The following is a 22985-nucleotide window of genomic DNA, read 5'->3' as shown; positions in this document are numbered from 1 at the left end:
CGAGCCTACGCCTCTTCCGGCCCGGCGATCAGCGCTTGCTCGTTCGACTCGCGCCACGCGTCGAGCCACGCTTCGAGCTTCGCGGGGGGCAGCGGCCGGCTCAGGTGATAGCCCTGCGCCAGATCGCAGCGCAGCGCCTTCAGCCGCTCCAGCATCTCTTCGGTTTCGACGCCTTCCGCGACGACCTTCAGTCCCATGTTGTGCCCGAGATCGATTGTCGAGCGCACGATGGTTTCATCGTCCTTGTGCTGGAACATGCCCATCACGAACGATTTGTCGATCTTCAGCTCATCCACGGGCATGCGCTTCAGATACGACAGCGACGAATACCCAGTGCCGAAATCGTCGATGGACAGGCGAATGCCGAGCGCGTGCAGCCGGTCGAGCGTCTCGATCGCGTGATTCGGGTCGTCCATGATCGCGCTCTCGGTGATCTCGATCCAGATCGATTCCGGCGCGACGCCGTGCTTGTCGAGCAGTCCCTGGAAGATTTCGGGCAGCGTCGACTGGATCAGCTCGCGCGCCGACACGTTCACCGACACGGCCAGCTCGATGCCCTGCCTGCGCCACGCGGCGCATTGCGCGATGGCCTTGTCGGCGACCCAGCGCGAAATCGTCTTGATGTAGCCGGTCTGCTCCGCGAACGGGATGAACTGGTCGGGCGAGACGAAGCCGCGCGTCGGATGATCCCAGCGCACGAGCGCCTCGACATATTTCACGCGATGCGTCGCGAGATCGACCTTCGGCTGATAGTAGAGCGTCAATTGATCGTGCTCGACGGCCTGCCGCAGCTCGCTCATCAGCGAAAGACGCTCGGCGTTGTTCTGGTCGTGACGTTCGTCGTAGAGCGCGTAGCCGAGATTCGAGCGCTTCGCCACGTACATCGCGATATCGGCGCGGCGCAGCAGCACGTTCATGTCCGTGCCGTTCTGCGGAAACGTGACGATGCCGATGCTCGCGCCCACATCGACGAGTTGCCCTTCGATCGTGATCGGCTCTTCGAGCGCGTTCAGCATGCGCGTGGCGAGAAGACGCGCGGACGCCAGATCGTCGGTCGGCAGAAGGACGGCGAATTCGTCGCCGCCCAGACGCGCGACCGTATCCGTCTTGCGATGCAGCGCCGCGCGCAGGCGCTTCGCCACTTCGCACAGCAGCATGTCGCCGATCGGATGCCCGAGCGTGTCGTTCACGTACTTGAAGCGGTCGAGGTCCATCATCATCACGGCGAGCGGGCGCTTGCTCCGCGTCGCCGCGCCGATCGCCTGCTGCAGGCGGTCGTTGAAGAGCGCGCGATTCGGCAGGCCGGTGAGCCGATCCATGTACGCGAGCTCGGTGATGCGTTTCTCGCGCTCCGAAATGCCGTCGCGCATCTGATTGAACGCGCGCGCCAGCTCGCCGATTTCGTCGTTCTGGCGAATCTCGATGGGCGCGGCGTAATCGCCCTGCCCGATGCGCTTCGAAAACTGCGTGAGCGCCGCGATCGGCCGCGTGACCGAGCGCGCCATCAGCACGCTGCCGACGATCGACACGAGCACGCCGAGCAGCGTAATGAGCAGCAGCGTCGTCTGCAGGCGCTTGAAGGGCGCGAGCGCCTCGTTGAGCGAGCGTTCGAGCAGCACGGCGACCGTGCGCCCTTCGGAGTGCAGCCGCATGACGCGCGTCGCGTAGCCGTTCGCGGCGAGTTGCGCCTGATCCGTCAGCGCGTCGCGTGCGTCGTGGGGGAGCGAGCTGGCCAGCACGCCCCATTTGCCGTCGTCGCCGACGGTGAGAAACGACACATCGAGCGACGTGAGCGAGCTCAGATCGCGTGCGAGCGCATCGTCGACCGCGAAGCCCATCACGACCCACGCGATCGCGATGGGCGCTTTCACCGGCACCGCGACGAGCTGATACGCGCGCGGCCCGATCATGCCGAACGACGACGCATCGCCCTTCGTCGCGACGGTCCTGATGAGCTTCGGGAACGGAAACGCCATGCCTTCGCGCCCGACGCCGCCGCTATCGGCGATCAGCTTGCCGTCGAGATCGACGAGCATCACGACGTCCGCATGAACGCGGTCGCCGTGATTGCGCAGCGCGGACGCGACCGTCTTGCTGTCGTGCGTCGCGACCGCTTCGCGAAAGCCGAAGTCGAGCGCGACCACGCTCGCCGCCTGCGTCAACTGTTCGCTATTGCCGCGCAAAATCTGCGCGAATACGCGCTCGGCCACCGACAGTTGCTCTTCGGCGTTGCGATGCGCGTTCTTCAGAATCACCGAGTTGATGACGAGAAACGCCGCCGCCTGCGCGACGAGCATCAGCACGACGAAGACGAGCGCGATTCGCGCGCGCAGGCTGTGAAAGAGCATCGTGACGGGCGTCCTATTCGGCGGGGCGCAGTTGCAGCGCGAATTTCACCGCGCCGTCCGCGTTGACCTTCTGCGTCGGCTGCGCGTTCGGATCGCTCTGGCGGAAATGCCACGCGATCACCTTGTACGCATCGGCGGGCAGATTGTCGATGGTCGCGGCGCCGTGCGCGTCGGTCTTCGCGAACCACGGCGTATCGACGATCAGCAGATACGCGACCATCGAATCGTGGATGTTGCAGCCCATCACGACGAGGCCGGGCTTGTCGAACACGACCGGATTCGCGGGAATGCCGTGATACAGATTCAGCTCGAAGCGCTTGGGCGGCGAGAACGAATAGACGTCGTGCTCGATGTTGTCCTTGTTCGGGAACGCCACCGACGCGCCCGTCTGCACGACGGAGACCATCGGCACGAAGCGCCGCTTGATCTGATCGATGACCGCGCTGGCGGGCTTCGTCGCGGGCGGCTTGCCGTTGACGGGCAGCGCATAGACGATGGCGTCGGGCACGGGCGCGCCAGCCTGATCGACCACTTGCACGCGCACGCTCCCGGCGTGGGCAATCGTCGCGCCGAACACCAGCAACGTGATGAGAAATTTGAGCATGTTCATTCGCGGTCTTGCACGTCGCGGTACATCGGCGCGAGCTTCGCCAGGAGTTTGTTTTGCGCGTGGAACGGCACGCCGTTCTTGTCCATCGCGGCCTGCAAGTCTTCGACGAGCGCGTTGAACGCGGCCCGGTCGATGTTCTGTCCTTCGTGCGTGCGGCGCATCGGGCGGCCGGTGTAGACGCACGGGCCGTCGAGCAGCACGCAGATCTGCTCGACGAGCTTCTGCTTGATGCGCTTGACGGGCGCGTTGTCGAAATACGGCGCGGTGCGCGGATCGGCGAGCACGTTGTCGTACATGTCGTCGACGATCTTCGTCAGCCCTGCTTGCTCCCCGAACTGTTCGTAGAGCGCCTCGTCGGCGTGCGCGTTCGCGCAGGCGAGCGTGAGAGCCAGCATTGCGGCGTGGCGGATTTTCATCGTCAGAACCCCGCCTGCATCGAAACGTAGAGGCCGCGCTGATTCTTCACCGTCGCGATGTCGCCGAGCGCGACATACGCCGCCGTCAGCGAGACGTGCTTGTTCGGCGCCCACGCGACGAACGCGTCGTACGCGTCCTGCTCGCGCGCGAACGAGAGATTGTTCGGCTTCATCCGATATTCCCCGCCGATCGCGACGTTCTTCGTCAGCAGATACGCCACCGACGACTCGAATTCCGGGTGATACGCGTTCGACTTGTCGCCGCCGAACCCGAGCAGGCCGAACTGGTTCGCCTTCGTGAAGCGCAGCGTGCCGTTCAAGAGGAGGCTTTGCGCGAGCAGCAGCTTCGTCGCGGACAGATAGAAATCGGTGCCGGAATTGCTCGCCGCGCCGACCGCTTTCACGATATCGCCCTGTTCGTTGTGCTTGAACTGCAGCCCCGCGGCGATTTGCGGTATCCACGTGTCCTGATCGAGCACCGCGTCGCCGAGCAGCCGCACCTTCACGCCGAAGATGTTCTGATTGAACTTGAAGTTCTCGCCGAGGCCGAGTTTCGCGCCGGCATCGCGCGTATCGAAACTTTGACGCGCGAGCGACAGCTCGACGCGATTCGCGACGCCGACGGTCAGGCCCCACGTGCCGAGCGCGTAATCCTGCGTGCGGATGTAGGTGCCGTGCGCGTTCGCGCCGAGTTGGCGCGCGGTGCCGTATCCGCCGATGACGGCCCACGGCGTGAGGCCGCCGCCCGCCGCGCCTTCGACTTCCGAGACGCCGCCCGTCAGCAGCAGCTTGCCGCCGGTGAGCGGCACGGCGGGCGGATCGTCGGCGAAAGCGGACGACGAGAACGAAAGGAGCGACGCCACGGCCAGACTGGCGAGGCGCATCTTTGAGTAAATCTGACGCATGCGGGAGACATCGAGCGGTTGTCGGGGTTGCCGTCGCCGCCTCGGGGTGCCGCGCGACGCGTCGCGGCGAGCCAGGCGCTCTGGGAAGGTCACTCGCCAGGTAGGCGGCGCCTTTTCATATGCGTGTAAACGGCCGCTGACGGTCGAACTTGACGGCCGTTCGTCAGTTTTTGCGGGCCGAATGTTTGCAATCCGGGATGGGTCAGCGCGTCGGCCTAACCGTGGATCGTGTCGCGATGCAGGTCGCGCAGTTCGAGAAGGTCCGAGCGAATCAGCGAGACGTATGTCTCGACGTCCTCGACCCAGTTGCCCGCCTCTCTAAGCGTCGCGCGCAATTCCTCGCACTGATCGAAGAGCATGGACGGGCCGAGCACCGACAGCCCGCCCGCAAGCTTGTGCGCCCAGCGGCGCAGCGCCGGGGCGTCGCGCTGCGAGCAGATCGCGTCGAGCGCGGCGATGTCTTCGCCGATCTGCTGGACGAAGGCGGCGACATACGGCGCCGGCACCGTCGGCAATCGTGGCGGCGACGCATCATCGGCCGATGCGTTTCCTTCATCGACGGCTAACGTGCGCAACACGTCAGCGAGCACGGAGAGCGCAACCGGCTTTGTCAGATAGTCGGTGAAACCGGCGTCGCGACCACGTTGAACATCGGTCGCGCTCGCACTCGCGCTCACCGCATAGACACGCATCGACGGATCGAGGGCACGCGCGGCCGCCAGGAGTTGCGCGCCGTTCATCTTCGGCATGTCCATGTCGGTCAGCACGAGGTCCACGCGGTTCTTGCGCAGCAGATCGAGCGCTTCCTCGCCGTCGGCTGCTTCGATCACGGATGCGCCGAGCGTCAGCAACTGGTCGCGCAACAAACCTCGGTTGAGGCGATTGTCCTCGGCGATCAGCACTGTCGCGCCGGGATTCGCCGAAGCGGGTTGCAGAGGCGCCGACCGAATGGGCGACGCGGAGATCGCGTGATGCCTCCCGTCTCTGACAATCTGCACCGCTTCCCGGAACTCCTTGGCCGCGAAGATGCTGACGGCTATTTCGCCGTTCTCTCTCGCCACCGGCACGAGCGGGCCGTCCTGCGTCACGCGGATGACGCGCGCGCGATCTGTCCATCGCGCATCGATCTCGTCATCCGAGATTTCGTCGGTCGCGATGAGACAGTCGCAACCCTCCACGTTCGCCGCCGCGCCCTCGTTCGTGATGTACGTAATCGAACTGCGCTCTGCATCGAAGAGTGCGTCGAACCACTCGCGATGCTCGTTCGCCCGATACAGGATGGCGGGCCGGCCGACGAGCAAGGCATCGGCTTCGTCCGGCGACGACTCAGCCACTTGCAACGGCAGCGTGACGGTGATGCGCGTGCCGACGCCCTCCGTGCTTTCAAGCGCGATGCGCCCTTTCATCAGCCGGCACAGATGCTCGCAGATCGAGAGCCCGAGCCCGGTGCCGCGCGCTTGAGTCAGCCGGTGCGCGTCGCCCTGGACAAACGGCTGAAAGAGCATCTGACGCTGCGCTTCCGGAATGCCAATGCCCGAATCGGCCACACTCAGTGCGAGCGCGCCGTCGACCCAGCGCGCACGCACGACGACCTTGCCCGAATACGTGAACTTGAGCGCGTTGCCAAGGAGGTTGTTGAGTATCTGCGCGACGCGAATCGGATCGAGCCATAAGCGTGACGGGCACTCGCGGTCGATCACGACGAACAAACGCAAGCCCTGGCGATTCGCGATGGGCGAATGACCGACCATCACGCGCATGACGATGTCGCGTATCGACGCCGGCTCTTCGCTGAGACGCATTTCCCCGACGTCCATCTTCGAGAAATCGAGAACATCGTTGACGACCTGCAGCAGCGCGCCCGCCGACGCCTGCATCGCACCGACGCGGGCTTCCTGTTCCGCCGCCAGCGGGCCCCTGGCGACGAGTTCGAGATTGCCGACGAGCGACGCCAGCGGCGTTCTGATCTCGTGGCTCATCGAAGCGAAGAAATTCAGCTTGGCCTTGGCGGCGGCGTCGCTGGTTTCCTTCGCTTCGCGCAGCAGGCGTTCGGCTTCGTGATGCTCCGTGATGTCGGCAATGGCGCAGAACAGCACATCGGTCTTGTTGACGACCGCCGACGTGTAGGAAATCTTCAGGTGACGCGACGACTGGTCCGCTTTCTCCAGCGTGCATTCGAATTGCCAGATCACGGCGGCGTCGCCTTTTGCGGGCAAGCTCATGCCATGTTGATGGAAGGCCACACATAGCGCGGCGGGCAGATGCATCGCGCTGGCATCGAGGTCGAGCAGGTTACGCGCGACCTGATTCGCGGCAATGGCGCTGAAATCGCTACGCAGCGCAATGCACAAACCGACCGGCGTCACCTGCACCTGCAGATGATTTAGAATCTCGCCTTCCACCGCGCGGCAAGCCTGCTCATAGGTACGCGTCAGGAAGCGGTAGTTCCAGTATCGGTATAACGCCACGAGCATAGTTGAGAGCGCCGCTTCCACCAGAACGATAACCGACACTTCCGTACGCTTGACAGCGAGATTGGTCGCCGTCGGCAAGGAAACGACGATGTGGCCGACGCCGAGCGCAAGCGGTTCCATTCGCGCGCCCCATCCGTGTCCCATGATCCAGTGGGATACGCCAGGCGGCCCCTTTTCGAGATGTTTGTCGACGAATCGCGCGTCTCCCGATGCATCGCCCGCCAGCACCGTGCCATCGTCGCTAAAGATCGTTATTTCCGAATTGAGGGCGGCGGGCCGGACCAATTTCAGCACACGCTCGACATCCACCTTCGTGAAGACAAACGCAACGGGTCGATCGTCCTTCTCGACCACCATGAACATAACGATCGTCGAACTCTCGAAACCCAGCAGGGCCGGTGCACGGAACCATAGAACGCTATGTTCTCGTGCGACGCTTACGGGATCGAGGCCGCGAGAACTCATGGTGGCCTTGGCGGTATCGACGAGTGAGCGCAATCGTTCGGTGCCGGGTCCCTCATCGGCGTCGCGCTTGGTGAAAAATTCAAAACCATACGACGCGCTTCCGTCGAACCGTGCGAATTGCAGGGAGAACGGCAAGCTCCCGTCGGGAATAGCACGCAGTGCCGCGCTGCAAATCCGGCTCATCGATGCGTCTTCGCTGTCCGAAGGTAAGGGCGCGCACGGCAGCGCGGCCCGAGGACCGTTGGGCGATGGATGGTAGTCCTGCGGGGTGACTTCGAGGAGTAGCTCGCCCGTCTTCAGCATGTTGTAACGACTGAAGATACCGATATTCACGCCGCGCATGACGGACTGGACGTCGGCAAGCTCGGTCCTGAGCGTACTATTGACCAGAAAAACGATGGCCGCGAAAGCGGCACACATCGAAGAGAAAATCAGCAAGCCGATGGCGACCGCGAAAATGCGTCGCTCGCGTTTGAGATTGTCCTCGAGCATTCGCAGCATCTGCAGAGGAGAATCTCGCGATGCGGCGAAAACATGCTCCATCAGGCTAGTCCTGCTCTGGCCGCGTATTTGACGAGATCGACGTGGTTCTCCACATGCAGCTTGCGCATGGCCGATCGCTTCTGCGTGGCGACGGTCGGCACGGATCGGTTCAGCGTGCGCGCGATTTCAGTCACCGAAAGGCCCTGTGCGAAGAGGCGCACCACTTCCAGTTCGCGGGGCGAAAGCGGCTGCTCGCGCGCGAGGTCCTGCAGGGTCGATCCATCGCGCGCCAGACGGTGTTGAATCTTAGGCGAAATGATCGTCTCTTTCGTGCTCAATGCACGAAGCGTGACCTGGCTGAGCTCGCTGGCGGGCTCCTCCTTGCTCATGATCGCAGCGACGCCCAGCTTGCACAATTCGTGGTAGATGCCGCCGCTCGTCATCATGGTCAGCACAATGACGGGTATGTTCGGAAAGGACCGCTTGAGCTTGCTGATCAGCCGCAAGCCGTCTATGTCCGTCTCGTCTTCTCCCTGCATCACCAGATCGGTGATGATAAGGTCGACGGGCTCCTTTTCGAGTACGCGAAGCAACTCGGCGCCGGAATGAGCCATGGCGGCGATCGTAAAACCCGGAATTTTCGAGAATTGGTCGGCTACAGCCAACAGCACGATCGGATGATCGTCCGCCAAAACCATCCGAATCTTGTCCCCTCGTGCGTTCATATAACAACCGTTTTTTGAGTTGCCGCTCTTCGAGTCAAAACCCGAAACGTACGGCTCATTTATTGATGTAAAAGCAACTCACGAATGTCGGGCGGGCCTGAGCTATCCCGCAAAGGAAGCCTATCGGATTTTAGGACGTGCTCAATCCGGGAGAAACATCGGCGGTGTCAGAAGTGCGTTTCGCCCGGCGAAACGAATCTTCCCGGCGACACCGGCTTCACGTCCCGCACGCACTTTGTCTGCAGCGCGGACGTTTGTGCATCCTGACCCGCGCTGCTCATGCTCATTGCTTCCACGAAGCGAACTCGCGAGCTGGTCGATCGGAATCGATGTCACCGGCGGCCTGGCCTCACGTTCGTACTTACGGCTTTCGGATAGCAGCATGCAAGCAAAGATGATCATCGAAAGGCTGAATACCAAAGCAATCGGCACGATCAAATTCCAACTCGATACCCCTAGCGCTGCCAGAAGCAGAAACGACAAGCCGAAATAAACCGACGTGAGAATCGACGACGCGCGCCCGGCCATTGCGCAGTAATGCCGAAATTTTCGGCTCAGAAATTCGAGAATTGACATGGCGATATTCAGTGCAAAGGGCACGACGGTCGACCCCGGCTCATACAGGATCCGAAGGAAGACAGTGCTTACTCAGGCCAGCACGCAGGCAGAGCGAGTGCCCATCGCTCGTGACTTGCGCCCTGCCACAACGATGGTCGAATTTAGCCGACGGGCTCTCCGCTCGATATAGAAAAATATCGAAAGCCCGATATGGTCAAAATATCCGCACGATTCATCCGGGAATGGTCTTGCTTCGATCTGCGAACTTATGTAGGGAGATCGTTCTTTTCGTCATCTCCGAAGACGAAAACACCGAAGCGCGAGAGGGTCTATCGCGGAGTCTTCGGTGATTGGGCACAGGACGCAAGACATCCCGCAGACTCGCGTCTTGAGGATGTCTTATGAATTTTTCAGACGCACGTGGTATCGGCCCTTAGCATCTTCAGATGCCCGGCGATGCGCGCGACCACTTCCGACCAGTCGCAACCGTGACGCTTGCGGAAGAGATGTTCAGCGAACTGTCGTTGGACGTGCTCGTGTTGCCGTCGATCACCACGCCGTTGCCGTTGTTGGCTTCGCCGTTGACCTTGCCGCCCGACTTGTCGCCGCTCGCGTCGATGCTCGCGTTGCCGAACACGCCCACGCGGTTGCCCGAGAGCACCACCGTGCCGCCCTGACCGCCCGCGCTCATGTTCGATGCATCGATCTTGCCCGACACCGTCACGTCGCCCGTGTTGCCCGCATCGGCCACCACCGTGCCCGCCTTCACCACGCCAGACATGTTCACCACGCTGTTCAAGAGCGTGTTGCTGCCGCGCGCGGTCAGCAGGACCGAACCGTTGTCCGCCTTGATCGTGCCGCTGTTCTCGACGAGCGCGTTGGCCGTCGCGTTGTTCAGCGTCAACTGGATGCCCTGGCCGTTGGCGAGCGCAACCGTCGCGCTGTCGCCCGCGGCGAGCGCGACCTGACCGTTCTTGCCCGCATCGATGGAACCGGTGTTGCGCACCTGATCGCCCATCAGCGTGACATAGCCTTGCGCGTTGATCGTGCCGTCGTTGACCACGCTCGCGTTCTTGCCCGTGCCCGACAGCTTCAGCGGACCGCCCGACATGAACTGGTTCGCGTCGATCGACTTGGTCGTCGCCAGCAGCGAACCGACGTTCACCACCGCGCCCTTGCCGAACAGCACGCCGTTGGCGTTCTGGATCAGCACCTGACCGTTGGCCAAGAGCGAACCTTGAATGTTGGAAGCGCCCGCGCCCGTCACGCGGTTCAGCGCCTGCGCTTGTGCGTTCGGCTGATTGAACTGGACCGTGTTGCCCTGGCCGACGTTGAACGAGTTCCAGTCGATCACGGCACGTTGCGTGCCCTGATTGATGGTCATCGTGTTGGAATTCTGGGAGATCGAAGCCTGACCTGCGGTGACTTGACCGCCGGTCGGCAGTGCCTGCGCGAAGCTCGTCGCAGGGGTCGATGCGAACATCGCGAGCGCAAAGGCCGTCATCGTTGCAATGACGCCCATTTTCGCGCTTTGAGGAGAAGAGGAGGAGGAAGCGTTGCCTTCGCCGGGCGCCTTGCCCTGGCTTGTTACGTCTTCCGCAACGGCGACCAGCATGCCATGACGCTTACTGAAAACACGACGAAACCGATTCTTGTTCATCCGAAAATAAACCTAGTAAATGAGATTTAGCCGTCCCGGATATCGAGTACGGCGCAACGTGTGACAGGAATTCGCTCAGCTCGACGCACGCGCGGTCGCGCACCTTTTTCACACTCAGGAACCGGTGCCAGAAAGCAGACCAACTCCACGGATCGAATGCTATTGATCGACGCCGCGTCGCCATATAGAAGAAATTCGAATGCCCTCACGGCTGCCCGAGCGGATACCGTGGATCAAAGGCCCGGCGGGCCAAGCGTCGATGGAATTCAGAATGTTCCCCAATCGACAAAGCGTGAACTTCGAGACAGCCGGCAGTTAGCGGCGCGCGCACCTCGATGCGCGCCATCCAGCCCGGTACACCGATAAGGGATCGTGGGAGAAACGCGCCGTTTCTGTACGCGACGCCGAAACGCGTGCGCCCGGTCTGGATAGACCGGGCATCGGCACGCCGCCCGAATCAGGCTGCGTGGGAAAGGTCGCCCGGACCGAACCGGTCCAGCTTCAATCCAAGGTTCGATGCGAAGCGATGCAGCTCAGAAAGCCGGTCGAAGCCCAGCAAGCTGCGTACTTTGATACTCTGCGAGCTGATCGCGCTCTTGCGACGTTGCATCAAACTCGCTATCTCGCGGCCTGAAATGCCGCACAGCATGAGCCCGGCGATCTCCATCTGGCGCGCCGTCAGCATCCCGAAGCGCTGTAGCTCCGGATTACTCCGGTACTGATACAAAGCCGCGCGCGCGGTCGGCGACAGATATGACGCGCCGCGCTCGAGCTCCCGCACCGCAGTCAACACCTCGGACATCTCGTCGGATTTGCTCACGATCCCTGCCACACCGCGTTGCTCGAGCGATCCAACGAGAAACGGCTCATGAAATTCGGTATAGACAAGAATCCGCAGATCGGGAAATTCGCGCGAAACAATGGAAAGGAATCGCCATCCGTCTGGCGATCCTCTGCCCGGCATCGAATAGTCGGCGATCAAAATATCGCATTCGCGGTGTGCCAGTAAATCCATCAGATCGGAGACGTCGTGCGTCGTGCCGACCACATCGCAGCCGGCCTCATCCAATGCCTTGTGGAGACCAAATGCGACGAGTGGATGATCATCCGCGATAACGACCTTCAGCTTCTCGCGTTTGCCAGTCATGACATTTACCCCCGGATCGCGTCGAATTCGACGCCGATTTGCGAACGCTCCAACGACAATCCGTGACTCGCCGCGAAGCGATACATCTCGGATTCCCGGGAAAACCCCAGTCGCTTGCAAGCCGCCGCACGCTGAGAGCTGATCGTATTCATTCGGCGATCGAGCAGGCGCGCCGTTTCGCATACAGAAAGACCACATAGCATCAAGCCCGCGATCTCCATCTGCCGACGCGTGAGCGCGGTGAAGCGGCTCAACTCCGGCGACACATTGAAGCGCTCTACTGCCGATTGCGCGACGGGAGACAAATAGCGCCCGCCAGCGAAGAGCGTATGGATCGCGACAAGCATTTCAGACATGTTTTCGCGCTTGCTGACCACGCCAGCGACGCCGCGTTGCGCGAGACTTCCCACGAGAAATGGATCGTCGAATTCGCTGAAAACGACGACGGGCAACTTCGGGTATTTGCTCGACAAGGCGGTCAGAAATTGCCAGCCGTCCAACGAGGAAGCATCCGGCATCGAATAATCGGCCACGACCACATCGCACGCTTCATTTTCAAGGACGTTCATCAAACCGTCGGCGCTGCTTTCCACGCCACGTACGTTGAATCCCGCTTCAAGTAATGCTTTATTGAGGCCGCACAGGACGATCGGATGATCGTCGACTATTGCGACTCGAATGTCTTTCGCCATCGTTTCATCTCCCCGAAATCTGCTTAGCTCAACCGTACTGAATATGGATAACGATCCGGATGAACAATATCGACCGGGATTTCGGCTCGATATAGAACGACTTTGAAACGAACCGGGAAGGACGAAACGTTCGACTTGCGTCATGAAAGCCGATGGTTTGCCGAGCAAGGCGCAATGCCGTATTGCGGATAGCGGACGTACACACGAAAAAAAGCCGCCGGGCTAACGCAACGGCGGCTGAACGGGGGCAGACTTAAAACTACGACGGGAGATTACGCGCGATCCGGGCGCCGATATATCGATCGATTTCGAAATGGCGAAGACCTGCCTTGCTTGCATCAAACGTTCGTATAAGCACGCCGAGCCGTTCGTAGAATGGCGCGCGCGCATGCGCTTCTCTAAGCTGACGTCATGGTCACGCATCGGGAGCGCATCATGGGCGATACATCGACACGCAGGCTGTTATCCGCTTGCGCCGCCGTTCTGGCGTTCGGAACGTGGTATTCGCTGAGCGCGCCGCACGACTGGAGCGCGCTCGATCGCGCCGGTTACGACACGCAGTTGCCGCTCGAACGCATCGCGTTGAGCGAAGAAACCGCGCCCTCGATGACGCAAGACCGCTAGGCGCGCGGCGGCGTCGATGCGCCTTGCGGCATCTTCACGCCGAGCGCTTCGGCTTTTAGCACCAGGTCGGCCAGCGAACGCGCGGCCATTTTCTTCATCGCCTGGCCGCGATGAATCTTCACCGTGATCTCGCTCAGATTCATCTCCGCTGCGATCTGCTTGTTCATCAGACCGGACACGACGAACGCCATCACCTCGCGCTCACGCGGCGTCAGCGACTCATACGCGCGCCGCAAGTCCGCGACCGAGCGGCTCGCGGCGCGCCGTTCTTCATCGGCTTCGAGCGCCTGCGCGACGGCATCGAGCATGTCCTGATCGCGGAACGGCTTCGCGAGAAAATCCTTCGCACCCGCTTTCATCGCTTTCACCGTCATCGCTATGTCGCCGTGCGCCGTCATGAAGACGATCGGCAAGCCGAGCTGGCTCGCGGCCATCTGCTCCTGCACGGCGAGACCGCTCTGCCCTTTCAGCCGCACGTCGAGGATCAAACAGCTCGGCACTTCGGGCATGTCGTGCGCAAGGAACTCGTGCGCGGACGCGAACGTCGTCACGTTCAGTCCGACCGAACGCAGCAGCATGCGCAGCGCATCGCGCATCGATTCGTCGTCGTCGACCACGTAGACCATCGCGGCGTGCTTGTCATTGCTCATCGTCTCTTCTCTCGTTTTCGGGCAGCACGAAAAGCAGACGCGCGCCGCCTTCATCGGGCGATTCCGCCCATATCCTGCCGCCGTGCGCCTCGATGATCGAACGGCAGATCGACAAGCCCATGCCCATGCCTTCGGCCTTCGTCGTAAAGAACGCATCGAACAGACGCCGCGCGTTCTCGTCGCTGATGCCCGTGCCCGAATCCTGCACGACGATCTGCGCGTAACCGGGATCGCTGTCGCTCTCGCGCGTCGCCACACGCAACACACGCGGCCCGTTCACGGCGGACATCGCCTGCGCGGCGTTCATCATCAGATTGATGAGCACCTGCTGCAACTGCACGCGGTCGCAACGCACCGTCGGCGACGGCGTCGCGAGATCGGCGCGCACATCCACGCGATGACGCGCGAGTTCGCGCCGCACGAGCTCGATCGTCTCGCCGACGATCTCGTTGACTTCGAGCGTCGCGGGCTGGCTGTCGCGCTTTCTCGCCATCGCGCGAATGCGTGCGATGACTTCGCTCGCGCGCTTGGCGTCGCGGACCATCTGCGCGATCGATTGCTGCGCCTCCGCGATATCCGGTTGCGCGCGATTGAGCCAGCGCAAGGCGGCGCCGCCGCTCGTGACGATCGCGGCCATCGGCTGCGTGACTTCGTGCGCGATCGACGCGGCCAGCTCGCCCAGCATCGTCACGCGCGTCACATGCGCGAGTTCGGCGGTCGAGCGCGCGAGCGCTTCCTGCGCGAGCTTGGTTTCGGTGACGTCCATCAGCGCGCCGACGTATTCGCCACCGTCGTTTTCGCTCGATGCACGATGCGCCACGTAATGAACGTGCTTCACGGTTCCATCCGGCAGCAGCAGCCGATGCTCGACATCGATATCGCGCACGCTGGACAGCGCCGCTTCATGCGCGCCGCGCACGATCGCGATGTCGTCGGGATGCGAGCGCGCGAGAATTGCATCGATGGAAGGCGTCATGTCGCGCGGATAATCGAAGATGCGATACGCCTCGTCGGACCACCACATCGTGCCGGCGGGCAGACGCGTCGCGATGCTGCCGGTAAGCGAAAGCCGCTGCGCATCGAGCAGGAACGCTTCGCTGCGCTTCAATGCATCGCGCTGACGCTGCAACTCGGCTTCCATGCGCTTGCGCTGCATCGTCGTGGCCTGAATGCGCAGCGAGAGAACGGCGGTCGTGCCGATTGCGAGCAGGCTCACCGCGCAGCGTGCGAGCGCGCCGCCCGAGACGTTCTCGTCGTGCGAAAGAATGAAGCCGACGAGCGTGAGGATGACGCAGCCCCACGCGGTCGCGACCGTCGCGGTGCGATTGCCCGTCGATGCGATCAGCAGCACGACGACGACATACAGCACCGCGATGGCGATATCGAGCGGCGTGAGCGCGTCGATCAGAAACACGGCGAGCGCGATGGCCGCCGCGAGCATCGACACGATGCGCGTATCGTGACGCACCGCGCGCGGCGCGCTCTGGAATGTCTCCATCAATCAATCATCGGCGTTCGTTGGAAAGGTCCGGGCCCGCGCCAGATTACGCGAAGCATTCTAATCCTTCAAAAATCCTTGCCGAATGCGTTCCAGGCAATCGGCGACGGCGGTTCCATCGACGGGCTTGCTGAGAAAGCACACCGCGCCGCCGTCGAGCGCCTGACGGCGCGCGGCATCGGATGCGAACGCGGTGATGAACATGACCGGCACGTTCAGATTCAGCTCGTGCAGACGTTGCTGAAGTTGGAGGCCGGACATGCCGGGCATGTTGAGATCGGTGATGATGCACGCGAGGCCGTCGAGCGGATCTGCGTCGAGAAACGTCTCCGCCGACGCGTACAGGCTGACCTCCCAGCCGAGCGAGCGCAGCAGACTGGAAGAGGCGACGCGGACGGATTCGTCATCGTCGATCACGGAAACTCTGGAAGGCGATTGCAAGGGCGTTGTCCTGTTTCGGCGCGCAATGAACTGATCCACGCCTGATTGGAAGCCATCTTACGCACGCGCCTCGTGCCGCGAAATAACATGAAGGTATAGGTCCGAAGCGCCCGCTTTCATCTGATGAAACGGCGTGAGCCCTTTCTGCGGGAAATGCGCCGACAACGTATAGTCCCGTTCTGCTACCTCAGGGTCTGTTTACATGCCGGCTTCAGCTTCGACCACACGCGACGGCGGCAAGCACGTCGAACTCACGCGCGGCCTCATTGCGCTCTTCGCCTTCTGCTGCGGCGCGATCGTCGCGAATCTGTATTACGCGCAGCCGATCATCGAACTCATCGCGCCCGATCTGCACATGGCGGGCGGCACGGCGAGCCTGATCGTGTCGCTCACGCAGATCGGCTATGCGCTCGGGCTGTTCTTCATCGTGCCGCTCGGCGATCTGCTCGAAAACCGCAAGTTGATGATCGCGACCGCGCTCGTGTCGATCGCGAGTCTCACGGCCGCCACGTTCACGCACACGCCCGGCTGGTTTCTCCTGATCTCGCTCGTGATCGGCTTTTCGTCGGTGGCGGTGCAAATTCTGATTCCGCTCGCCGCGCATCTCGCGCCGGACGAATCGCGCGGCAAAGTGGTCGGCACGATCATGAGCGGGTTGTTGCTCGGCATTCTGCTGTCGCGGCCGATATCGAGTCTCGTCGCGGGCCACTTCGGCTGGCGCGCGATGTTCGGCGCGGCCGCCGTGTTGATGATCGGCATCACGAGCGTGCTCGCGTTCACGATTCCGAGCCGCAAGCCAGATCATCAGGCGACGTATTTTCAGCTCATCGGCTCGCTCGGGCATCTCGTGCGAACGATGCCGGTGCTGCGTCATCGCTCGCTTTATCAAGGGCTGATGTTCGCGTCGTTCAGTCTCTTCTGGACCGGCATTCCGATCGAACTGACGCGTCATTACGGGCTTTCGCAGACGGCCATCGGCATCTTCGCGCTGATCGGCGCGACCGGGGCGACATCCGCGCCGATCGCCGGGCGTCTCGCCGATGCGGGCCACACCGTGCGCGCGACCTTCATCGCGCTGATTCTCGCGGCGATCGCGTATCTTCCCGTGGTGATTCATCCCGCGTGGGGCGTGGGCGCGCTCGTCGTGACGGGCATCGTGCTCGATTTCGCCGTGCAGATGAACATGGTGCTCGGCCAGCGTGAAATCTACGCGCTACACGCCGCGAGCCGCAACCGGCTGAACGCCGTTTACATGACGAGCATTTTCATAGGCGGCGCATTCGGCTCGGCGTTCGCGAGCCAGCTTTACGAGCACGGCGGCTGGACGCTCGTCGCGAGCGTCGCGACGTGCTTTCCGCTCATCGCGCTCGCGCACTTTCTGCTGATCGGGCGGCATCACGCGGCTTCGGCCAGCGCCTGATCCTCACGGCTTGGGAATGCGGATGCGGCTGATCATCAGCGAGCCGGAGATCGCGTAGATCAGCACGAGCGGATGCAGCGTGAAGCCGCCGAGACGCACCGTGCCGAGCCACATGCTTTCGCCGATCGCGCCGGACCACGCGCCGATGGTCAGCAGCAGCACGATGAGAAACGATGTGGGAATGGGCGTGCCTTCGAAGTGCGTGACCTTGCCGCTTGCGCCCGACATCTCTTCGGTCGTGACGTTGTAGCGCGCGAGCCGCGACACGCCGCACGCGACGAAATAGGCCAGGATCACGCGGTCGTAGAGGCCGCGCATGCCGAACCCATAGCCGATGATCGCCGGCGCGACGCCGAACGAGATCACATCGGCCAGCGAGTCCAGCTCCTTGCCCAAGAGCGACGCCTTCTGACGCCAGCGCGCGATGCGGCCGTCGAGCACGTCGAACACGAGCGCCGCGAACACGAGCGCGCAAGCGAGATAGATATGCAGCACATCGGAGTCGTCGAGATAGGACATCGACGAGAAAAGCGCGCCCGTGCCGCACACCGCGTTGCCCAGCGTGAACCAGTCGGCCAGATGGAAATCGCGGATCATCGAGAATCGTTTGGCTTTCATTCGTTTCTGTTTTCGTGACGTTCGGGCAGCGCCGATGGCCAGCGCCGCGAGACTTTCAAGTCTATCATCGCGCCCTCTTTCCCTTAGCACTCCGCATGCCACGCATCGTGGCAAACGGCGTGAGGCAGTATCATCACCGCACGCAAAGGAGGACCGCGACGATGATGTTCAAACGCGCCCTGGCGCTCGCGAGCCTGATGCTCGCCTGCGCGTCATCGATGGCCGCATCGCTCACGATCAACGTCGGCGGCGAGCGCTCGCTCACGGCCGATCAATTGCTCGCGCGCCCGGATGCCGCGATCATCCGCGTGCCGAACGACGTCACGTTTCATCGCAGCATGACGTATCGCGCCGTGCCCTTGCGCGCGCTGCTCGGCATCACGGAACTGCCCGCGGGCAAGGAGCTTCAGGTCACGGCCACCGACGGTTTCGTCACGCACTTTTCCGCGAAGCTGCTGTTCGGCGATGCGAAGAAGCGCGCCGAACCGTGGCTCGCGATCGAGCCGGCGGACGACCCTTGGCCACAGGTGCCGGGCAGCGGCGATGTCGGTCCGTTCTATGTCGTGTGGATCGATCCGGCCGCGTCGGGCGTCACGAGCGAGCAGTGGCCGTTCAAGGTCGACGCGATTCGCATTGCGCCGACGCCCGCCGCGCGCTTCCCGCAGATCGCCGTCGACAAGAGCGTGCCCGCCAATTCGCCGATACGTCGCGGCATGACCGTCTTCACGACGCAATGCATGGTCTGCCACAAGCTGAACGGCGCGGGCGATGCGTCGGTCGGCCCGGACCTGAATCGTCCGCATAATCCGACCGAATATTTTCAGCCGTGGGCGCTGAAGGGGTACATCCGCGATCCGAAGTCGATTCGCGCGTGGGCCGACATGAAGATGCCCGGCTTCGACAAGAACGCGATCAGCGATAGCGATCTCGATGCGGTCATCGCGTATCTCGGCTACATGGCGAAGCGCAAGAAGTAGCCGGGTACGTTACGCGCGCGCGTCGAAAATCGCGTTGAGATCGTTGCCCGCCGCTGCGTCCTTGAACCCGTCGAAGCGGCCATCGACAAGTCCTTGCGCCGCGCGCATGAACCCGCCCCACGCGACGCGCGCAAGCCCTCCGCCGACGCTCACGCGCCGCACGCCGAGCGCGGCGACGTCGCTCAGCGTGAACTCGGACACGCCGCCGATCAGCAGATTCACCGGCTTCGGCGCGACCGCCTTCACGACAGCTTCGATCTGCTCGCGCGTCTTGATGCCGGGCGCGTAGAGGCAATCGGCGCCGGCATCGGAATACGCCTTGAGACGCGCGATGGCATCGTCGATATCGGGCTTGCCCGCGAAGAAGTTTTCCGCGCGGCCGACGAGCAAGGTGTCGCCGCCGCTTGCGTCGATCGCGCGCCGCGCCGCCTTCATGCGCGCCACGGCGACATCGAGCGCAAAGAGCGGCGCGGATGCGTCGCCGGTCGAATCCTCGATCGACAAGCCCGCGACGCCCGCCTCCACCGCGAGCATCACGCTTTGAGCCACTTCGTCGGGCGTCGCGCCGAAGCCGCTTTCGAAGTCGGCGTTCACGGGCAAATCCGTCGCCTCGACGATTTCGCGCAGATGAGCGAGCACGGCGTCGCGCTGCATGTGATTGTCCGCGTGACCTTTGGACCATGCGAAGCCCGAGCTCGTCGTCGCGAGCGCCTTGAAGCCGAGCGTCGCGAGATAGCGGGCGGAACCGACGTCCCAGGGATTCGGCAACATGAAGCAGCCGGATTCGTGCAGCGCGCGAAAAGCGGCGCGTTTCTCGGCGACGGTGCGGGGCATGGCGTGGCTCCTTGTGGATGAACGGGTCGGAAGGTCGACGATACGCGAAGGGGCGAAATGGTGCTCGTACTAAGCCGCTCCTAAGCCCTTACCCCTACGCTCGAGGCTTTCCTCGCATGAGAGACGACATGGAGCGAACAGAAAATGCACTCGCCAAGGTCCCCGAACTGACCCTGGCGTTCTGGATCATCAAGATAGCGGCGACGACGCTCGGCGAAACCGGCGGCGACGCACTCTCGATGTCGATGAACCTCGGCTATCTGGTGAGCACGTTCATCTTCGCGGCCGTGTTCGTCGTCGCGGTGATTGCGCAAGTCAAGGCGGAGCGATTCCAGCCCGCGCTCTACTGGATCACGATCATCGCGACGACGACCGTCGGCACCACGCTCGCCGACTTCGCGGACCGCTCGCTCGGCATCGGCTATGCAGGCGGAAGCGCGATCTTGTTCGCGTTGCTGATCGCATCGCTCGCGGTGTGGCATCGCGCGATGGGATCGGTCTCGGTATCGACGATCGCATCGCCGAAAGCGGAAGCCTTCTACTGGGTCACGATCATGTTCTCGCAGACCCTCGGCACCGCGCTCGGCGACTGGACCGCCGACACCGCGGGCTTCGGCTACACGGGCGCCGCGATGATCTTCGGCGGCGCGCTGTTGCTGATCGTGCTCGCGTATCGGTTCACGAACGTTTCGCGCACCCTGCTGTTCTGGAGCGCGTTCATCCTGACGCGGCCGCTCGGCGCCGTAGTCGGCGATTTTCTCGACAAGCCGGTCGCGAACGGCGGTCTCGCGATGAGCCGTTACGGCGCGTCGATCGCGCTCGCGATGTTCATCGTCGTGTGCGGATTTCTCTTCAAGCAGCGGCCCGCGCGCGTCGCGCATTGAAGCGCGTTGCAAGAAGAAACGGCGGCCCCGAAGGACCGCCGCGTTGCCTGCAGCTTCTACGAGCCTGGCCGCTTACTTCTTCAGATCGAAGCGGTCGAGGTTCATCACCTTCGTCCACGCCGCGACGAAGTCGCTGACGAACTTCTCCTTCGCATCGCTGCTCGCATAGACTTCGGCGAGCGCGCGCAGCACCGAATGCGAGCCGAAGATCAGATCGACGCGGCTGGCGGTCCACTTGCGCTGCCCCGACTTGCGATCGCGCCCTTCGAACACATCGCGGCGCGACGACATCGGCAACCACTCCGTATTCATGTCGAGCAGGTTGACGAAGAAGTCGTTCGTCAACGTTTCGGGCTTGTCGGTGAAGACGCCGTGCGCGTTGTCTGCGGCGGTCACGTTGAGCGCGCGCAAACCGCCGATGAGCGCTGTCATCTCCGGCGCGGTCAGCGTCAGCAATTGCGCCTTGTCGATCAAGAGCGTCTCGACGGGCACGCGGACGTTCGACTTGACGAAGTTGCGAAAGCCATCGGCGACCGGTTCGAGCGCCGAGACCGAGAGCACGTCTGTCTTGTCCTGCGACGCGTCCATGCGGCCCGGCGTGAACGGCACCGTGACCGTGTGGCCCGCCTTCTCCGCCGCCTTCTCGATCGCCGCGTTGCCCGCCAGCACGATCAGATCGGCCATCGAGATCTTCTTGCCGCCCACTTGCGCGCCGTTGAATTCTTTCTGGATGCCTTCGAGCGTCGACAAGACCTTGCCGAGCTGTTCAGGCCTGTTCGCCTCCCAGTCCTTCTGCGGAGCGAGACGAATGCGCGCACCGTTCGCGCCGCCGCGCTTGTCGGAGCCCCGGAACGTCGATGCCGATGCCCACGCCGCCGACACCAGATCGGTAATCGACAACCCCGACGCCAGCACCTTCTGCTTGAGCCCCGCGACATCCTGATCACCGACGAGCGGATGATCCACCGCCGGAATCGGGTCTTGCCACAGCAGTTCTTCCTGTGGCACTTCCGGCCCGAGATAGCGAGCCTTCGGACCCATGTCGCGATGCGTCAGCTTGAACCACGCGCGGGCGAAGGCGTCGGCGAACTGGTCTGGATTCTCCCAGAAGCGCTTGGAAATCTTCGCGTATTCCGGATCGAAGCGCAGCGACAGGTCCGTCGTCAGCATCGTCGGCCTGATCTTCTTCGACGGGTCGTGCGCGTGCGGGATGGTTTCCGTCGAATCCTTCGCGATCCACTGATTCGCGCCCGCGGGACTCTTCGTCAGTTCCCACTCGTAACCGAAAAGGTTCTCCCAGAATCCCTGGCCCCACTTCGTCGGCGTCGTGGTCCAGGTGACTTCGAGGCCGCTCGTGATCGTGTCCGCGCCCTTCCCGCTGCCGTAGCTGTTCTTCCAGCCGAGGCCCATGTTTTCCAGATCCGCCGATTCCGGCTCCGGACCGACGTTATCGGAAGGCCCCGCGCCGTGCGTCTTGCCGAACGTATGGCCGCCGGCGATCAGCGCGACGGTTTCTTCGTCGTTCATCGCCATGCGGGCGAAAGTCTCGCGGATGTCATGCGCCGCCGCGAGCGGATCGGGATTGCCGTCCGGGCCTTCCGGATTGACATAGATCAGGCCCATCTGCACCGCACCCAGCGGATTCTCCAGATTGCGGCCGCCGTCGGTGCGGCTGACTTCCTCGCCGTGCTTCTGTTCGTCGGCGGTGATGACGCCCTGATCTTCATCGTTGCCGGCCGCGCCCTTGCCGTAGCGGACATCGCCGCCGAGCCAGGTCTTTTCATTGCCCCAGTAGACGTCCTGATCCGGCTCCCATGTGTCTTCGCGTCCGCCCGCGAAGCCGAACGTCTTGAAGCCCATCGTTTCCAGCGCGACGTTGCCGGCGAGGATGATCAGATCGGCCCATGAAAGATTCTGTCCGTATTTCTGCTTGACGGGCCAGAGCAGGCGGCGCGCCTTGTCGAGGCTGACGTTGTCCGGCCAGCTATTGAGCGGCGCGAAACGTTGCTGGCCGCGTCCGCCGCCTCCCCTGCCATCGCCGATGCGATACGTGCCCGCGCTATGCCACGCCATCCGGATGAACAGCGGACCGTAGTGGCCGAAGTCGGCAGGCCACCATTCCTGCGAATCGGTCATGACCTCCGCGAGATCTTTCTTGACCGCGGCGAGGTCGAGGCTCTTGAATGCTTCGGCATAGTCGAAACCCGAGCCGAGCGGATTCGACTTGTCGGAATGCTGACTCAGCAGATCTACCCGCAGTTGCCGCGGCCACCAGTCACGGATGGTCGTTCCGGTGCCGGCGGCATGCGTAAACGGGCACTTCGATTCGTTTGACATGCGTTATCTCCTTGCGAGGACGTACCCACTAGTACTAGTTCTTGTGCTACTGACTACCATGGCGTCAGATCCATGCGAGGCGCTGCACGAACCTGGTCCGATAAGGGATTTCGCGGCGTGCATCGGGCGATGCGTGGTTCATCCCGACAGCCTTGTGCAACTTAAAAAATACGTGAGAGCGGCGCTCAATAGAATGCGATTTTTGCAATGCCGCCGATA

At 62.7% G+C, this 22985-nt stretch carries 20 protein-coding genes; 4 read left to right on the top strand and 16 right to left on the bottom strand.

Annotation, left to right across the window (positions count from 1 at the left end):
- Positions 1–5 precede the first annotated feature (5 nt).
- The 10 genes from NCS67_RS24915 to NCS67_RS24870 all read right to left on the bottom strand — a co-directional run bounded on the left by NCS67_RS24915 (position 6) and on the right by NCS67_RS24870 (position 12483).
- Positions 6–2348, bottom strand: coding sequence for a bifunctional diguanylate cyclase/phosphodiesterase (locus NCS67_RS24915; protein WP_250437040.1), 2343 nt, complete (start codon positions 2346–2348; stop codon positions 6–8).
- Positions 2349–2361: 13 nt separating this feature from the next.
- On the bottom strand, positions 2362–2958 hold the full coding sequence (locus NCS67_RS24910) for a methylamine utilization protein (protein ID WP_250437039.1): 597 nt from the start codon (positions 2956–2958) through the stop codon (positions 2362–2364).
- Positions 2955–3374: a group I truncated hemoglobin gene (locus tag NCS67_RS24905; RefSeq protein ID WP_250437036.1), complete on the bottom strand. Its 420-nt coding sequence runs from the start codon at positions 3372–3374 to the stop codon at positions 2955–2957. The genes NCS67_RS24910 and NCS67_RS24905 overlap by 4 nt, the downstream gene beginning before the upstream one ends.
- Positions 3375–3376: 2 nt before the next feature.
- Entirely contained in the window at positions 3377–4279 is a 903-nt protein-coding gene (locus NCS67_RS24900) for a DUF3034 family protein (protein WP_250437033.1), read from the bottom strand.
- Positions 4280–4494: 215 nt separating this feature from the next.
- On the bottom strand, positions 4495–7710 hold the full coding sequence (locus tag NCS67_RS24895; RefSeq protein ID WP_250437031.1) for a hybrid sensor histidine kinase/response regulator: 3216 nt from the start codon (positions 7708–7710) through the stop codon (positions 4495–4497).
- A 50-nt stretch (positions 7711–7760) separates the two neighbouring features.
- Positions 7761–8426 carry a response regulator gene (locus NCS67_RS24890; protein WP_033535857.1) on the bottom strand — a complete coding sequence of 222 codons (666 nt, stop codon included), beginning with the start codon at positions 8424–8426 and terminating at the stop codon, positions 7761–7763.
- A gap of 141 nt (positions 8427–8567) precedes the next feature.
- Positions 8568–9002: a hypothetical protein gene (locus NCS67_RS24885; RefSeq protein ID WP_250437029.1), complete on the bottom strand. Its 435-nt coding sequence runs from the start codon at positions 9000–9002 to the stop codon at positions 8568–8570.
- Positions 9003–9426: 424 nt separating this feature from the next.
- Positions 9427–10644: a two-partner secretion domain-containing protein gene (locus NCS67_RS24880; RefSeq protein ID WP_284504152.1), complete on the bottom strand. Its 1218-nt coding sequence runs from the start codon at positions 10642–10644 to the stop codon at positions 9427–9429.
- A 457-nt stretch (positions 10645–11101) separates the two neighbouring features.
- A complete protein-coding gene (locus tag NCS67_RS24875) occupies positions 11102–11791 on the bottom strand; it encodes a response regulator transcription factor (RefSeq protein WP_175982006.1) in 690 nt (229 codons plus the stop codon).
- Positions 11792–11796: 5 nt separating this feature from the next.
- The gene (locus NCS67_RS24870) at positions 11797–12483 is read right to left on the bottom strand and encodes a response regulator transcription factor (protein WP_008347376.1); all 687 of its coding nucleotides are present in this window, start codon (positions 12481–12483) and stop codon (positions 11797–11799) included.
- Between the two features lie 435 nt (positions 12484–12918).
- On the opposite strand from NCS67_RS24870, the gene NCS67_RS24865 reads away from it, so the two are divergent.
- Entirely contained in the window at positions 12919–13107 is a 189-nt protein-coding gene (locus NCS67_RS24865; RefSeq protein ID WP_250437027.1) for a hypothetical protein, read from the top strand.
- Here NCS67_RS24865 and NCS67_RS24860 read toward each other — a convergent pair.
- From NCS67_RS24860 to NCS67_RS24850, 3 genes are read right to left on the bottom strand one after another with little or no spacing between them, the layout of a single operon-like run.
- Positions 13104–13757: a response regulator transcription factor gene (locus NCS67_RS24860; RefSeq protein ID WP_008347372.1), complete on the bottom strand. Its 654-nt coding sequence runs from the start codon at positions 13755–13757 to the stop codon at positions 13104–13106. The genes NCS67_RS24865 and NCS67_RS24860 overlap by 4 nt on opposite strands.
- Positions 13747–15255: a sensor histidine kinase gene (locus NCS67_RS24855; RefSeq protein ID WP_175982010.1), complete on the bottom strand. Its 1509-nt coding sequence runs from the start codon at positions 15253–15255 to the stop codon at positions 13747–13749. Before NCS67_RS24855 ends, NCS67_RS24860 begins: the two co-directional genes overlap by 11 nt.
- A 60-nt stretch (positions 15256–15315) precedes the next feature.
- Entirely contained in the window at positions 15316–15672 is a 357-nt protein-coding gene (locus NCS67_RS24850; protein WP_008347369.1) for a response regulator transcription factor, read from the bottom strand.
- 226 nt (positions 15673–15898) lie between these two features.
- Between NCS67_RS24850 and NCS67_RS24845 the strand changes: the two genes are divergently transcribed.
- Positions 15899–17116, top strand: a complete 1218-nt coding sequence (locus NCS67_RS24845) for an MFS transporter (protein WP_034472203.1) — start codon at positions 15899–15901, stop codon at positions 17114–17116.
- 3 nt (positions 17117–17119) lie between these two features.
- Here NCS67_RS24845 and pssA read toward each other — a convergent pair whose 3' ends face one another.
- Complete coding sequence (gene pssA / locus NCS67_RS24840) at positions 17120–17734, bottom strand: CDP-diacylglycerol--serine O-phosphatidyltransferase (protein ID WP_033535860.1); 615 nt, start codon at positions 17732–17734, stop codon at positions 17120–17122.
- 161 nt (positions 17735–17895) lie between these two features.
- Between pssA and NCS67_RS24835 the strand changes: the two genes are divergently transcribed.
- Positions 17896–18711 (top strand): cytochrome c, encoded by an 816-nt coding sequence (locus tag NCS67_RS24835; RefSeq protein ID WP_250437026.1) that lies wholly within the window; start codon positions 17896–17898, stop codon positions 18709–18711.
- Between the two features lie 9 nt (positions 18712–18720).
- On the opposite strand, the gene NCS67_RS24830 is transcribed toward NCS67_RS24835, so the two are convergent.
- On the bottom strand, positions 18721–19545 hold the full coding sequence (locus NCS67_RS24830) for an isocitrate lyase/PEP mutase family protein (RefSeq protein WP_175982014.1): 825 nt from the start codon (positions 19543–19545) through the stop codon (positions 18721–18723).
- Positions 19546–19673: 128 nt separating this feature from the next.
- On the opposite strand from NCS67_RS24830, the gene NCS67_RS24825 reads away from it, so the two are divergent.
- Positions 19674–20429, top strand: coding sequence for a COG4705 family protein (locus tag NCS67_RS24825; RefSeq protein ID WP_250437025.1), 756 nt, complete (start codon positions 19674–19676; stop codon positions 20427–20429).
- A gap of 72 nt (positions 20430–20501) precedes the next feature.
- On the opposite strand, the gene katG is transcribed toward NCS67_RS24825, so the two are convergent.
- Positions 20502–22766 carry a catalase/peroxidase HPI gene (katG, locus tag NCS67_RS24820; RefSeq protein ID WP_250437024.1) on the bottom strand — a complete coding sequence of 755 codons (2265 nt, stop codon included), beginning with the start codon at positions 22764–22766 and terminating at the stop codon, positions 20502–20504.
- Between the last annotated feature and the right edge of the window lie 219 nt (positions 22767–22985).

Source organism: Caballeronia sp. ATUFL_F2_KS9A (assembly GCF_023630765.1).
Classification (GTDB): Bacteria; Pseudomonadota; Gammaproteobacteria; order Burkholderiales; family Burkholderiaceae; genus Caballeronia; species Caballeronia zhejiangensis.
This window is presented reverse-complemented; position numbering and strand designations above follow the sequence as displayed.

Excerpts from the sequence above, each read along its gene's own strand:
- NCS67_RS24855 (WP_175982010.1), bottom strand. The coding sequence starts at position 15,255 with ATGGAGACATTCCAGAGCGCGCCGCGCGCGGTGCGTCACGATACGCGC.
- NCS67_RS24915 (WP_250437040.1), bottom strand. The coding sequence starts at position 2,348 with ATGCTCTTTCACAGCCTGCGCGCGCGAATCGCGCTCGTCTTCGTCGTG.
- NCS67_RS24825 (WP_250437025.1), top strand. The coding sequence starts at position 19,674 with ATGGAGCGAACAGAAAATGCACTCGCCAAGGTCCCCGAACTGACCCTG.
- pssA (WP_033535860.1), bottom strand. The coding sequence starts at position 17,734 with ATGAAAGCCAAACGATTCTCGATGATCCGCGATTTCCATCTGGCCGAC.
- NCS67_RS24845 (WP_034472203.1), top strand. The coding sequence starts at position 15,899 with ATGCCGGCTTCAGCTTCGACCACACGCGACGGCGGCAAGCACGTCGAA.
- NCS67_RS24910 (WP_250437039.1), bottom strand. The coding sequence starts at position 2,958 with ATGAACATGCTCAAATTTCTCATCACGTTGCTGGTGTTCGGCGCGACG.
- NCS67_RS24830 (WP_175982014.1), bottom strand. The coding sequence starts at position 19,545 with ATGCCCCGCACCGTCGCCGAGAAACGCGCCGCTTTTCGCGCGCTGCAC.
- NCS67_RS24835 (WP_250437026.1), top strand. The coding sequence starts at position 17,896 with ATGATGTTCAAACGCGCCCTGGCGCTCGCGAGCCTGATGCTCGCCTGC.
- katG (WP_250437024.1), bottom strand. The coding sequence starts at position 22,766 with ATGTCAAACGAATCGAAGTGCCCGTTTACGCATGCCGCCGGCACCGGA.
- NCS67_RS24875 (WP_175982006.1), bottom strand. The coding sequence starts at position 11,791 with ATGACTGGCAAACGCGAGAAGCTGAAGGTCGTTATCGCGGATGATCAT.
- NCS67_RS24865 (WP_250437027.1), top strand. The coding sequence starts at position 12,919 with ATGGGCGATACATCGACACGCAGGCTGTTATCCGCTTGCGCCGCCGTT.
- NCS67_RS24895 (WP_250437031.1), bottom strand. The coding sequence starts at position 7,710 with ATGCTCGAGGACAATCTCAAACGCGAGCGACGCATTTTCGCGGTCGCC.
- NCS67_RS24890 (WP_033535857.1), bottom strand. The coding sequence starts at position 8,426 with ATGAACGCACGAGGGGACAAGATTCGGATGGTTTTGGCGGACGATCAT.
- NCS67_RS24870 (WP_008347376.1), bottom strand. The coding sequence starts at position 12,483 with ATGGCGAAAGACATTCGAGTCGCAATAGTCGACGATCATCCGATCGTC.
- NCS67_RS24885 (WP_250437029.1), bottom strand. The coding sequence starts at position 9,002 with ATGTCAATTCTCGAATTTCTGAGCCGAAAATTTCGGCATTACTGCGCA.
- NCS67_RS24905 (WP_250437036.1), bottom strand. The coding sequence starts at position 3,374 with ATGAAAATCCGCCACGCCGCAATGCTGGCTCTCACGCTCGCCTGCGCG.
- NCS67_RS24880 (WP_284504152.1), bottom strand. The coding sequence starts at position 10,644 with ATGAACAAGAATCGGTTTCGTCGTGTTTTCAGTAAGCGTCATGGCATG.
- NCS67_RS24860 (WP_008347372.1), bottom strand. The coding sequence starts at position 13,757 with ATGAGCAATGACAAGCACGCCGCGATGGTCTACGTGGTCGACGACGAC.
- NCS67_RS24900 (WP_250437033.1), bottom strand. The coding sequence starts at position 4,279 with ATGCGTCAGATTTACTCAAAGATGCGCCTCGCCAGTCTGGCCGTGGCG.